Source organism: Marivita sp. S2033 (genome assembly GCF_046592965.1).
Classification (GTDB): domain Bacteria; phylum Pseudomonadota; class Alphaproteobacteria; order Rhodobacterales; family Rhodobacteraceae; genus Marivita.
Genome location: NZ_JBISBV010000001.1, coordinates 133,197 through 147,479, shown reverse-complemented (window position 1 = coordinate 147,479; position 14,283 = coordinate 133,197). Strand labels below are relative to the sequence as shown.

General features: G+C 54.3%; 7 protein-coding genes. All 7 read left to right on the top strand.

The annotated features are described in order from the left end of the window. Window positions 1–25: 25 nt before the first annotated feature. The 7 genes from motA to ACGKZZ_RS00660 all read left to right on the top strand — a co-directional run bounded on the left by motA (window position 26) and on the right by ACGKZZ_RS00660 (window position 14,280). On the top strand, window positions 26–892 hold the full coding sequence (motA, locus tag ACGKZZ_RS00690) for a flagellar motor stator protein MotA (RefSeq protein ID WP_411221508.1): 867 nt from the start codon (window positions 26–28) through the stop codon (window positions 890–892). Further along, entirely contained in the window at window positions 885–2,630 is a 1,746-nt protein-coding gene (locus ACGKZZ_RS00685) for a hypothetical protein (RefSeq protein ID WP_411221507.1), read from the top strand. Before motA ends, ACGKZZ_RS00685 begins: the two co-directional genes overlap by 8 nt. Before the next feature lie 64 nt (window positions 2,631–2,694). Next, window positions 2,695–4,359, top strand: coding sequence for a hypothetical protein (locus tag ACGKZZ_RS00680; RefSeq protein WP_411221506.1), 1,665 nt, complete (start codon window positions 2,695–2,697; stop codon window positions 4,357–4,359). Between the two features lie 94 nt (window positions 4,360–4,453). Continuing rightward, window positions 4,454–5,326, top strand: coding sequence for a glycosyltransferase (locus ACGKZZ_RS00675; protein ID WP_411221505.1), 873 nt, complete (start codon window positions 4,454–4,456; stop codon window positions 5,324–5,326). Next, complete coding sequence (locus ACGKZZ_RS00670; protein WP_411221504.1) at window positions 5,326–6,684, top strand: oligosaccharide flippase family protein; 1,359 nt, start codon at window positions 5,326–5,328, stop codon at window positions 6,682–6,684. The genes ACGKZZ_RS00675 and ACGKZZ_RS00670 overlap by 1 nt, the downstream gene beginning before the upstream one ends. Before the next feature lie 94 nt (window positions 6,685–6,778). Further along, the gene (locus ACGKZZ_RS00665; RefSeq protein ID WP_411221503.1) at window positions 6,779–13,255 is read left to right on the top strand and encodes an SDR family NAD(P)-dependent oxidoreductase; all 6,477 of its coding nucleotides are present in this window, start codon (window positions 6,779–6,781) and stop codon (window positions 13,253–13,255) included. Between the two features lie 5 nt (window positions 13,256–13,260). Further along, window positions 13,261–14,280: a glycosyltransferase gene (locus tag ACGKZZ_RS00660; RefSeq protein WP_411221502.1), complete on the top strand. Its 1,020-nt coding sequence runs from the start codon at window positions 13,261–13,263 to the stop codon at window positions 14,278–14,280. Window positions 14,281–14,283 lie beyond the last annotated feature (3 nt).

Below are 14,283 nucleotides of genomic sequence, written 5' to 3'. Positions count from 1 at the left end.
AAGAGAAATCTCCAGGAGAAAACAAATGATTGCACTGGCCGGGATTGTATTCACATTTATAATGGTCTTTGGCGGGTATTTGCTGGCTGGAGGCAAGATGGGCATCATTCTCAAGTCGCTACCGTTCGAAATAATGATTATCGGCGGAGCTGCTGTGGGGGCGTTTGCCGTCGGTAACACGTTTGAATCATTGAAGCAGACTTGCAAAGACACACTCAAAGTGTTTCGTGGCAGCCACTGGAAGGCTGAAGACTACGATCAATTGCTCAAGCTACTTTTTCAGCTGATCTCGATCGCACGTAAAAGCCCAGTTGCTTTGGAAGAGCACATTGACAAACCGAGCGAATCCAGTATTTTTTCTCAATTCTCCAAAATTCAAAATGACGCAGCCGCTCTTGATATAATCTGTGATACCCTAAGGTCTGCTTCGATGAATTATGATGATCCAATGCAGGTTGAAGAGCTCTTGGATAAGAAAATCGACGAGACCAAGCATCATCGGGAGCATTCTGTGCACGGTCTGCAATCAGTTGCGGACGGTTTGCCTGCACTTGGAATTGTGGCAGCAGTGCTTGGCGTAATCAAGACAATGGGCTCCATCGACCAGCCGCCGGAGGTATTGGGGAAACTGATTGGTGGCGCCCTGGTTGGAACATTTCTAGGTGTGTTTTTGGCGTATTGTCTGGTGGCTCCGTTTGCAATAAAACTAAAGGCTACAGTAGATGATGATATAAATTTTTATCGCACGATCAAGGAAGTTCTTGTCTCACATATGCACCAACATCCGCCCAAAATCTGCCTTGAAGTTGCGCGTCAAAACATTCCACATCATTTTCGACCAGATTTTAGTGAGTTGGACGAGGCCTTGAAAAATCTCAAAACCCATGCGTAATCTTTACTTGGCGCAAATTGTTTGTTTCTTCCTGATTGTTGTGGGTTCAGCCCAGGCTAAAACCGGGGCGGTGCTTGGCGGTGAGCACGATGGATTCACCCGCCTGACAGTATCCACGATTGATGAGATTTCGGAATTTGAGTTGAAGAATGGGGATTCGGGTATTTTGAAGCTAGTGATCGAGCCTCGTCTGAGCGACCTTGATACAACAAAGATGTTCGACCGACTAGTTGGCGACCGGCTACTGAGCTTTAAATTGACAGAGCAGTTCCTTGAGTTGGTACTGAATTGTGATTGCCGTACCGATATCTGGCGAAGTACGCCAAGATTGTTGGTGATCGACATTTATGATGAGGATCATGATGAACAAAGTAATGGCATTAATGTCTCAAAAATGGAGGAGCTCTTTCTTTATGACTCGCTGATAAACCGCACTCCGTTCGATCTCCCTGATCATATTAAATTCGACCACTCCATCGCGAGGGCGATTTCTTCAAATTTGTCGCAAACGCTTTCGAAACATTCGACTTTGCAAAAATTTAACGGTATTTTAGGTGTTGAAGATGACTTGAACCAAGTGAATCTTCTCTCGGCGGGTGAGCATTCCACGCGTAATAACGCGGATTTCGCTTGCGAAGTTCACGAGTTTCTATGGGATTACATCGAGTCCTCGTATAGCGAAGATGGACGTTTAGTTGATAAATATATATTTAAGCCTAATGTCGAGGGCGTGCTGGAGCATCTGGCAAGTTATCTCTCGGACGGTCTTGTGCCGGAGGCGCGATCTGTACTTAGTTCACTACTTCACGAGGGCTTAACGGAAGATCAAATTACCTCAATCGAAACAGTAATTAGCGAATTTCAGGCCATTAGCGTCGGCGATGCGAACAAGACGTGCAGCCCACTCTCGACGCTGATATGGGCGGCTCAAGAGGATCTGTCGAATCAAGAAATAGCGCGCAAGAATATTCTTGATATGCTAACGGTATTCCAGGCTCTACCTGTAGGACTGAAACTTCATTTGTATCCGAAACTAAAGCGTATTTTAGATCAGCGACCTTCTTCAGCAATGGAGAGCATCAGAGATCATCACAATAACGAACTGAGTTTAGTTGGCGGGATTATGGGTCCTTCTGACGGCAGAGATGATCGAAATACGGTTGTGGATCCTGATCAACTTTCCGCTGTGGCTGTCGCGACAAGAGGAACGGAATTTGCAAGTGAAACATGGAACGCAGAGCATGATTCATTCATGCAGAGCGGTCGATATTTTGATGCTTTCCTGCAGTTGCATGACGATAAATACCTGGATGAGCTTTCTAAGCTGAATGCTTTTAACAAGTTCTTCGATCGTTTAGTCGAAAATGCAGATATTGTTTCGGTTTTGGAAATTGGCTCCGCTTATATTTCGCATTACGAAAATGTCGATCCAAAAATCGTGGAGAAAATATTGCTTCGTCTCATGGATGAAGGATTTACTGAAGCGGCGCGGGCGTTTTGGAACAAATTACCCGGTTTGGCCAAAAATACCGATCGCCTTCCAAAAGTTGCAACTGCCCTTGATCTATCAGAAAGTTCGCTTGTTTTTTCTGCCACGGAAAGCAACAAAGCTTCTGAAACAGGTGATAGTCAAAAGGACAACAACGCTAATTTTATAACTGTACCAACTGCGACCGGATTGGTGGAAAGTGCAGCGCAGCTTAGAGAAAAGTTGTCTACACAGTTGTCAGAATATTAGGTGCAATGTGGAAATTAGTAGATGGTGAGATGAGTTGCAGTTCATATCACGTGAAATTACTTAGATGTTCAAGTTTCTTGTGCTCATTCAATTTTCGTTTTTCCTACTCTTTAGTGTTCCGCTCTATGGACAGACACCAGCCCCCGAAGGGCGCGTGTCATTTGGACTGAACGGAATTTCAGATTGGTCGACGCAAGTTCCATTTCTGGACCTGATGAAAACTGCTCGTCCTTGGGTCGGCCATTTGCCAAACCAATGGGGCGGCCAGACGTTTGACGAGTTGGTCGCACTCGGCGTTATAAGTGATGAAGGTTGGCCGACATTAATTCCGATGGGGACTGCGAAGATCGAGGCGCTTATTCTTACGGACCAACCTGAGGATTCCGAGCATCTCGCCGGCGTGTACACGGTTGTGTTTGACGGGAGTGGCGAAGTCGAGATATCTGGAATCGGCAGGCTCCTCAACCGCGAGGAAGGGGTGATATCCTTTCGATACAGGCCCGGGCCGGGATCTGTTGGCATCGCGATTACCAGAAACGACCCAAAGAACCCTATCCGGAACATCAAAGTATTCAAGGAAGAACATTCTAACCTAGTAAAATCTGGCGTTCAGTTTAATCCCTATTGGCTTCAAAGATTGGGAAAATTAGACAAGATACGTTTTATGGATTGGATGGATACCAATAGTTCTTCCGCAGTTTCGCCGAAAGATATGCCTTCTGAGGATGATTTTTCGTTTGCTTGGCGTGGTGTACCCATCGAGACCATGGTGGCGCTCGCGAACGAGATACATGCTGATCCCTGGTTCACTATTCCACACATGGCAAATGACGATTACGTTCGCAGTTTCTCTAGCAAAGTTTTCGAAAATCTAGATCCGAGGCTGATCGCACATGTCGAATTTTCCAACGAAGTTTGGAACTTCATATTTGATCAGGCCGATTGGGCTCAGCGAAAGGCAAATGCCGCCTGGGGGGATATTGGTGATGGCTGGATGCAGTATTATGGGTTTCGTGCAGCGAGTATAATGGATATATGGACTGATGTATTCGGCAAAGCGTCTGATAGTCGTCTCAAGCGTGTTGTATCTGTTCATACGGCATGGCCTGAGTTGGAGAAAGCGGTCTTGTACGGAGATCGGGCGACCGAAGCGCTTGGGGATGCTCCAGTTGCCCATTTTGATGCCTACGCCGTCACCGGATATTTCGGCGGTGAACTGGGCAATCCGCATGTGACCAACAGATTACTGGATGAGGCAGAAAAATCAGCAGAAATAGAGGGCAAATCGCGTGGTTTGTCGCGAGCTTCCCTAGAGACGTTTGTGGATCGGAACAGATTTGAGGCCGCTTTCCAACCGGCTGCGGACATTGTTGAACGCGGGTCGCTTCGTACATTGCTCGAAGACCTCTGGCCATATCACGCGATGGCTGCGGATGAGGCCGGTCTTGATCTGATAATGTACGAGGGAGGCACGCACGCAGCCCCGCTCGGCGAGGCGGTATCGGATGACCTACTGGTCGAATTCTTGTCAGAGTTCAACTACTCAAAAGAGATGGCTGCGCTATATGCCCGCGCAATCAGCGCGTGGGAAGACCTGAGTGGAGACACATTCAACGCATTCGTTGATGTTGCTCCACCGAGCAAGTGGGGAAGTTGGGGCGCGTTGCGCCATTTAAGCGATCAAAATCCGAGGTGGGATGCTCTGCGTTCGCAGCAGGCAGTTCCGTGACACATATGGCGCACTCAATCCATAAAGTGGACATGATTTTATGTAAGGCAACGGGATCATCGGAAACCTTTGCGATCGAGGGCCCGCACACATTATGACGCATTTCGACAGGAGTAATACGGCCAAGTCACTCCCGCTTCTTACCGTGTTGATCCCCGCGTCGAACGAAGAAGCCCTGATCGGCAGATGTTTGCGGTCTCTCTTGGAAAGCGAATGGACCCATGCCGGGTATGTCGAGGTGATCGTCATCTCAAACGGAAGCAAAGATCGAACGACCGAGCATTCATTGCAGATGCAGGAATCGTTTTGTGAGAAAGGGTGGTCCTTGCGCGTTCTTGACCGGAAAGACGGTGGCAAACTCGGCGCGCTCAATGCCGGTGATCACATCGCAAAAGGCGCGATACGTGTCTATCTCGATGCCGATGTCACGCTGTCTAACCTGGTGTTAACGCAAATTTACTCTGCTCTAGACGTACCAGACGCTCGCTATGCCAGCGGCACGTTAATGCTGGCAAAACCGGCGTCCTCGGCAACGCGCGCCTACGCTCGGATTTATGCAAAAGTGCCTTTCATGAAATCGTCTGCTCCGGGCGCGGGTTTGTTTGCGGTGAACGCGCCCGGCCGTCTGCGTTGGGGGGCATTCCCGAATATTATTTCTGATGATACCTTCGTCAGATTGAGCTTTCGGCCAGACGAGCGCGTTCAAGTCGGAGCCTGCTACACATGGCCGTTGGTCGAGGGGTGGCGAAATTTGATACGGGTGCGTCGGCGGCAAAATGCAGGAGTGGACGAGATCAAGGCGCGATATCCCCACCTGTTGATGAATGACGACAAAACCGAATTCACCGTGCTCGAAAAGGTTCGCCTGGCCTTGCGTGATCCGATCGGTTTTGCGATCTACGCTGGCGTTGCGTTGGTTGTCCGGTTCACGCCTGCCGCGGCCAGTGGGTGGACCAGAGGACGGTGATGATCGCATTGGCTAACAGGTTTCAGGGTGCTTCGCTTAACGCTCGTTTCATGCGCAGTTCAGTCTTCACACTGGGGGGTTATACTGCCGGCCAGTTCCTGAGGCTTGCGTCCAATCTCTTGCTCACTCGCCTGCTGTTTCCCGAAGCGTTCGGCATGATGGCCCTTGTTGCGGTGATCATGCAAGGTCTTGCGATGTTCTCAGATGTCGGGGTTGGTCCTGCGATCCTGCAGTCAAAGCGTGGCGACGATCAGCAGTTTCTCGACACGGCCTGGACGATCCAAGTCGTTCGCGGCGGCGCATTGTGGCTCATTGCGTGTTTGATCGCGGTGCCAGTCGCCCTGCTATACGGAGAGCCCTTGCTGGCATGGATTTTGCCATGCGCCGGGATCAGCCTGCTTATCTCAGGGTTCAACCCAACTCGTATCGATACGGCAAATCGACATTTGCTGCTCGGTCGTTTGACTGCGCTTGACCTTGCGTCGCAGGCTATCGGTATCGTGATTGCCGTGCTTTTAGCATGGATTCTTCATTCGGTCTGGGCTTTGGTCATTAGCGGCATTGTCTCAGCTACGGTGCTTTTGCTTCTCTACAATGTGTTCTTGCCAGGTGAGCGCAACCGGTTCCATTGGGAGCGTGCGGCTGCGGACGAGTTGATCAAATTTGGAAAATGGATCTTTTTGAGCACCATTTGCGGCTTTCTCTATCTACAGGGCGACAAGCTGCTGCTGGGTAAATTTCTACCGCTCGACCAATTCGGTATCTACAATATCGGGTTTTTTCTGGCGAGCTTTCCAGTCCTGATGGGGGGGGTGATGACTCGCAAGGTGCTGATCCCGATTTACCGCGAGCGGCCTCCCGCAGAGAGTTTAGAGAATTTCCGTAAACTGCAGAAAATGCGGTTTGTTTTATCGGCGGCAATGATTGCTCTTACCGGTGTCGTATCCGCAGCGGGTGTTGTTTTGATCGATGTGCTTTACGATCCGCGCTACGCGATGGCCGGAGCAGTGGTCGTTTTGATCGCCTCCATGCAGATTCCGCAGATCGTTGTCTTGACATACGAGCAAGCGGCGCTGGCCGCAGGAGATTCCCGACGTTTCTTTGTGCTCTCCGCGGTCAGAGCGATCCTGACGCTGACTTTTTTGTTCGCCGGTCTTGCCTATGGCGGACTATTGGGCGCCCTGATCGGGCAGGGTTTGGCGGGGCTTGCGGCCTACCCCGTTGTCGTTTGGATGGCCCGCCACGTCGGCGCTTGGGATCCGAAGCATGACAGCGTTTTTGCCGTCGTCGGGTTGATTGTCGTCGCCGTGTCTCTCTGGATCAATTCAGCCGCCCTTATAGAGTTGGCTTTGCTTTGACGCGACAGTCATTTCCGCAGGCACTGCTGGCGTATGCCCTAGTTTGATCATATTTGTGCGATACCCACTTTGCCTTGGGGACTAGGGTACGAGTATGACGGAAAAAACAACCGTGCCGATACCGGTTGCGGAGGGAGATATCGCAATTGTCGGCATGTCCGCCCATCTTCCGGGTGCGGCGTCGCTGGCTGAATACTGGCGCAATCTGCGCGATGGGGTGTCCTCCATAAAGCGCCAAAGCGAAGCTGACTTGGCGGCAGCCGGGGTATCTCCAAGCCTATTGCGACATCGCGACTACGTACCATTCGCGGCGCCCCTGGAGGGGTTCGACCAGTTCGATCCCGAGTTTTTCGGGCTGTCTCCCAGAGACGCCGCGATAATGGACCCGCAACACCGCCAGTTTCTCGAATGTGCCTGGGAAGCGCTCGAAAACGCGGGTCATACGCCCGAAGGCTACGATGGACGGATTGGCGTCTTCGGTGGTTGCGGCATGGGCAGTTATTTCTATGTGAACCTGTGCTCCAACCCGGATCTGGTTGAGAATACGGGCATGTTCCTGCTGCGCCACACCGGAAACGATAAGGATTTCTTAACAACCCGGGTCAGCCATATTTTCAACCTGAACGGCCCATCGGTAAATGTGCAAACCGCGTGTTCGACCTCGTTGGTGGCTACGCATTATGCGTGTCAATCCTTGCTCAATGGCGAGTGTGACATGGCATTGGCCGGTGGAGTCACGATCGAATTGCCGCAAGGGCAGGGCTATCTTTACAAAGAGAACGAGATTCTGTCGCCCGATGGGGAATGCCACGCCTTTGATCACCGTGCGAAAGGTACGGTGTTCGGATCGGCCGCTGGTGTTGTGGTATTGCGACGATTGTCTGACGCGCTGGCTGATGGCGATCATGTCTGGGCGATCATAAAAGGCAGCGCAGTGAACAACGATGGCGCGGCAAAGGCAGGGTATCTGGCGCCGTCTGTCGACGGGCAAGCCGAAGCCATCGCCGAGGCACAGGCAGTCGCCGGGGTGACGGCAGACAGCATCGACTATGTCGAATGTCACGGCACCGGCACATATTTGGGCGACCCGATCGAAGTCGCCGCGCTGACCCAGGCGTTCGAGGCCACGAGTAACAGGATCGGACATTGTCGCGTAGGATCGGTAAAGACCAATATCGGGCATCTCGATACGGCCGCTGGCGTCGCAAGCCTGATCAAGACGTCAATGGCACTGCACAATCGTCAAATGCCGCCGAGCCTCGGCTTTGAAAAGCCGAATCCGGCGATTGACTTTGAAACCTCGCCATTTCGGGTCAACGACCGTCTTCGCGACTGGCCCAGGGGCGATCATCCCCGCCGCGCTGGAGTCAATTCGCTGGGCGTGGGTGGCACGAACGCACATGTCGTCTTGCAAGAGGCTCCGCCGCCTCGGCCATCGGATGAAAGCGACTGGCCATTCCAGCTCCTGTGCATTTCGGGCCGCAACAAAAGCGCTCTTGATGACAACGCAGCAAGGCTTGCCTCGCATTTCCGGGCCAATGCCAACCAGCCGTTGCCGGACGTTTCATGGACCCTGGCCCAAGGGCGCCGCAGTTACGAAAAACGGCGCATTGTTGTTGCTTCAACTCACGAAGAGGCCGCCCGTCTGCTGGAAGAAAACGACAGTCGGCGCGTTCACTCACATTCGGCATTGCAAAATCCCGACGTGGCATTCCTCTTCCCGGGCGGCGGCGCACAATATATCAACATGGGTCGCGACCTCTACGAAACCGAACCGGTCTTTGCCGAATGGATGGATCGCGGGTTAACCCATCTTCAGTCGCTGGAATCGCGCGATGTTCGTAGGCTTTGGCTTCCGGAACAGGGGGCAGAGGCACACGCCGCCGAAGCGTTGCGCAAACCGTCCTTGCAATTGCCGCTTGTCATGATCGTGGAATATGCTCTGGCGCAGCTCTGGATGAGTTGGGGCATTCAGCCGTCGGCGCTGGCCGGTCACTCGATGGGGGAAAACACGGCGGCCTGTGTGGCCGGTGTGATGTCGTTCGAGGATTGTATCGGCTTGGTGCACCTGCGCGGCACCCTGTTTGATACCATAGACAAGGGCGGCATGATTTCGGTTGCGCTGCCTGCTGCCGATCTCGAGCCGCTGTTGGGCGATGCGCTCGACCTTGCTGCGATCAACGGCCCAAGTCTGAGCGTCGCATCCGGCCCTGGCGCAGCATTGAAGACGTTGGAGAAGGAGCTGAAACTCCGCGAAATTGACTTTCAGCGTATCGCAATCGACATTGCCGCGCATTCGCGCATGCTCGATCCGATCCTTGATCGATTTCACGCATACCTTCAATCCATCGACCTCCGCGCACCCGAAATTCCAGTTACCTCCAACACCACGGGGGGCTGGCTGAGCGACGCGCAGGCAACCGACCCGGACTATTGGGTTTCCCACCTGCGACACACTGTTCAATTCGCGGCCTGCATGGACACTCTGAGTGACACGCCCAACCGGATTTACCTAGAGGTGGGGCCGGGAAAAACGCTTTCGTCGCTTGCGCGCCAGAGCGACGGCATCGATGCACAGCAGGTCTTATCAAGCCTGCGTCATCCCGATGATGCTGTCGAAGATGATCGCCACATGCTCGAGGTACTTGGCCGCATCTGGGCCTTGGGGGGTGAGTTTGACTGGGGGCAGATCTGGGGCGACGCACGCCGCAATCGCGTCCCGCTTCCAACTTACGCATTTCAACGCTCGCGATATTTCATTGAGCCCGGTAAATCACGTACAGCAACCGCTCCCAGTTTTCTGACTCGAATTGAAGGCGTCGAGAATTGGGGTTGGGTGCCGAAATGGACGCCCAAATACGCATCAACCAGCGTCGATGTGCGCACAGAGCTTGAGACGGCAGAACCGCAAAGCTGGTTGATGTTCATGGATGACGCAGGCGTCGCGCAGGCCACGGCAGACCGGTTGATCACAGTCGGTCATGACGTGATCAGTGTGTGGCCCGGCGACAGTTTCGCGCGGATCGACGATACCAGCTATGTGCTTGCGCCAGAACGCGGCCGCGAGGGGTACGATTTGCTGTTCCGCGACATGCTTGCGCGTGGTCTCGTGCCGAACCGCATCGCCCATTTTTGGGGTGTCACCAAAGACGAAAGCCATCGCCCGGGATCGAGCTTTTTCCACCGCATTCAGGAAAGCGGCTTCTATTCTCTGATGTTCATCGCGCAGGCGGTTGCTGACGAAACGCTACCCAAGCCGACCCAGATTGTCGTCTTCACCAACAACGCGGTCGCCGTTGGAAACGAGACGGATGTTTCGCTTCCAAAGTCGATCCTGGCCGGACCGGTCGGCGTGATTCCGAGAGAAATTCCGGATCTCAACGTGGCATCGGTCGATCTTACATTGCCCATCAAGCCGGCAAAACGCTTGTTTGGCAGAGCCGCTGAGCGGAAGGCGTACAGCAAGGCGCTCAAAGAGCTGAGCGATCAAGTTCTCGAGGAACTGGTCGCCGAGCCGTCCTCCACAACCGCTGCTTTGCGCCAAGGTCGCCGTTACGAGCGCGCGTTGCGCAAGACGTCGCTGGTTCCGGCAGTGACCAATCCCATAAAACCCGGTGGCACCTATTTGTTGACCGGAGGGTTCGGCGGGATAGGGCAAAGCATTGCCAAAACCTTCGCCGCTAAAAACTGCTCCTTGGTTCTAACTGGCCGTGAAACGCTACCAGAGCGTGCGCAATGGGATCGCTATCTCGACCGCCACGCTCCGTCCGATAAAGTCGCCCGACGCATACGTGTTGTACAGGAGTTCGAGGCGCTGGGCGCGACTGTTCACATCCATGCAGCGGACGTGTGTAACCTGGCCGAAATGCAGGCGGTGGTCGCGGACACGGTCAAATCAAGAGGACGCATCGACGGTGTGATCCACGCAGCAGGCGTTATGGACGACGCGCCGCTGTTGAGCAAAACCACGGCGTCGGTCGAGCGGGTGTTTTCTGCCAAAATTCACGGCACGCAAGTCATAGATCAGCTTTTCCCTGACGGAGAGACGGATTTCATCGCGCTGTTTTCGTCATCTTCCACCCAAACGACGCCCGCCGGCCAGATCGATTATGTCGCTGCCAACGCCTATCTCAACGCTTTCGCGAACTCGCGCCAAAGCAGAGCGACGCAGGTGATCGCAATCAACTGGGGTATTTGGTCAGAGCTCGGAATGGCGGCTGATGCACTCGCCAACCGGATCGGAGGTGCGGAGGCCACACCGCTGAGCAAGATCGACTTGCCGCTGCTTCATCAAACGGGTTTTGATCCTGCCGGACATCGCTTGTTCGAAGCGCGGTATACGACAAACGATTGGTTCATTGATGAACACCGCACCAAACGCGGCGACGCTCTGTTTCCGGGTTCAGGCTATTTGACGCTGGCGGCGCAGGCGTTGCGCGGGCAGGGTGAGGGCGAGTGTTTTGCAATTCGCAACATGACGTTTCTGCGCCCGTTGCACGTGCCCGACAACCACCGGCGCGACATTCGCGTCCGCCTCGTGCGTCATAATCAAGGCTATAGACTGTCTGTAGGAGGCGACTGCACGCTGGACGGGCAGGCTGGGTTCGCACCCGTCGCAACGGCGGACGTGTCGCTGATTCCCGAACCGCAGCCAGCCGAACTGGACATCAAGGCGATTCAGGCACGCTGCGGTGCACCGCGGCTGGCGTGCGACGGAGGCAAACTGGACGCGGCGCAAGAAACGCAACTCGCTTTCGGACCGCATTGGAAAGTGCTGGATACCTGTCGTTACGGCAACGGCGAAGGGATCGCTGAACTGTCGCTTGGCGATATCGCAAAGCACGATACGGAATGGCATTTCCACCCCGCACTCGTCGACATCGCAACAGGTTGGGCGATGGAATTGATCGACGGGTATCGTGCCGACCGGCTCTGGGTGCCCGTGTCCTACGATTCTGTGCAGGTATATAACCGTTTGCCCGACCGGATCGTCAGTTGGGTCCGCTCCACCGCGAGCAATCGGAATGACGACGAAACCGCAACTTTTGACATCACACTGGCTTCGCCTGACGGTTGTGTCTGCGTTGAAATCGAAGGATTTTCCATCAAACGTCTCAACGACGTCTCCGCGCTGACCGCCCCGTACAAGCTCTCAAAATCCGAGTTCGAGCCAGCGGATTTCAACCGCGCAACTCAACCCTTGTCGCCAGCAGAGGAGCGGCTGCACCACAATCTTTCCCAAGGTATCCCGCCCAAGGAGGGTGCCGATGCGTTCTTCCGTGCCTTGGCGAAAAATGACGCGGAAATCATCGTTTCCTCCCTCGATATGGAGAGCCTGATCGAGCAGGCCCAGTCACCTCACACCACCACCTCTGATATCCAGAAATTCGACAGGCCACAGCTCGATGGCGGCTACACAGCGCCGGAGACGGATGTGGAGCGGACTTTGGTTGCAATCTGGGAGGATCTGCTCGGCGTGCAAAATGTCGGTGTCGAAGACAGCTTTTTCGACCTCGGCGGTCACTCTTTGATCGCGGTCCGACTGTTCGCCAAAGTGCGCAAGACCTACGATGTGGATTTTCCAATCTCCGTCCTGTTCGAGGCTCCCACAATCCGCGCATGCGCAAACTTGATTCAAGAGCGCACTGGTCGCAGCGACAGTTCGACTGATCCGCGCCCCGAACCGAAGAAGCAGGGCCGCAGGTTCAAGCATCTTGTAGCCATGCATGATGGCGAAGGTGGCGCAAAAGCGCCGTTTTTCCTTGTCGCCGGAATGTTCGGAAACGTTCTGAACCTGCGCCATCTGGCACAGCTTCTCGGCACGGATCGTCCGTTTTACGGTTTGCAGGCCAAGGGCTTGTATGGCGACGAAGCCCCACACCGGACGATCAGAGATGCTGCGCGCGATTACATTGTCGAGATGAAGCAGGTGCAGGCCAATGGCCCTTATTTCATCGGAGGTTTTTCGGGTGGCGGAATCACGGCGTACGAGATCGCGCATCAACTCACTGACATGGGAGAGGACGTGGCCTTGGTTGCCCTGCTCGATACGCCACTGCCGCAGCGTCGGCCGCTGTCACGCAAGGATCGTTTGCTGATTCAATGGCACGAAACCCGCCGCAAGGGCGTCAGTTATCCGTTCGTCTGGCTTCGCAATCGTGCCCGCTGGGAACTGCAAAAACGCCAGGACGCCGCCGAGACCCACTCAGCGCATAGTTTCCACAACGCCGAGATCGAGCGGGCATTCCTGCAAGCCGTCGATCAGTACGACGTTCGGCCGTGGCAAGGAAGGACGGTGCTGTTCCGACCTCCGTTGAAAGGCACATGGAAAGTGTCGGGCAACCGCTTGGTCAACCACGAGCGTGCTTATCTTTTTGACGATAATGATTGGGGCCAATACACGCCGCAAATTGAAGTGTTCGAAGTTCCGGGGGATCACGATAGCATGGTTCTGGAACCCAACGTTCGGGTGCTTGCCAGCCACCTTCGGCATGTCATTGTCACCACCGAGGCGCAGCTGAAGGGAACAGGAACAGTGTTGAAATTCGAAGCCACGAAGGCGGCGGAGTAGCACATATGACAGAGATCGTTGTCGTTGTTCTCAACTACAAAACGCCCGAGCTTGCCATAGGTGCTGCGCAATCGGCGGCAACAGCGATGACAGGGTTCGGCGGCGCAATTTTGCTGGTGGACAACGCGTCTCCCGACAACTCGTTCGCAACGATGCAAGCCGGTGTCAGGGACGCGAACTGGCCTCAAGACCTTGATGTCCGGGTGCTTCAGTCGGGCAGGAATGGTGGCTTTGGTGCGGGCAACAACTTTGGTATCCGTGCCGGTCTTTCGATCTGCCCGACTGCTAAATTTGTTTATATCCTGAACCCTGATGCGCAAATCGAACCTGACGCGATATCCACGCTGGTTGCGCATCTCGAAGCCCATCCCAAAGCTGGTATCGCCGGCAGCTACATCCACGGCGAAGATGGTGAGGACCATTGCAGCGCATTCCGTCTCCCCGGCCTGGCGTCTGAATTTGAAGCGTCCGCTCGCTTGGGCCCAGTCACGAGAGCACTGCGAGACTATGTCCTGCCGCTGCATGTCCCCGATTCCTCTGGCCCGGTCGGTTGGATCGTAGGCGCCTCGATGTTGGCACGAACCGAGGTTCTGAATGACATCGGCCTTTTTGACGAAACCTTCTTTTTATACTTCGAAGAAACCGATTTGTGCCTGCGGGCGCAGAGAGCAGGATACGAAGTGCATTTTGTGCGCGAGAGCCGCATTTGTCATATCGGGTCAGTCTCGACCGGCATGGGCACGTGGCGCCGCACGCCCTCTTACTGGTACGAAAGTCGCTGGTATTACTACAGCAAGAATTATGGCCGCGCCTACGCAGTCGCCGCAACGGTATTGAATGTACTGGGCACGACCCTCTGGCGCCTTCGGCGCGCGATCGAACGCAAACCCAATACAGACGCGCACCGCTTTATCCGCGACATGATCGTGCATGATGCAAAAGCGGTGTTCAGACGCACACCAGACGCTGCGATCCGTCCAATGACCGCGTTGGTGATCCCCACCCTCAAGCCCAGCGTGGACTGACCT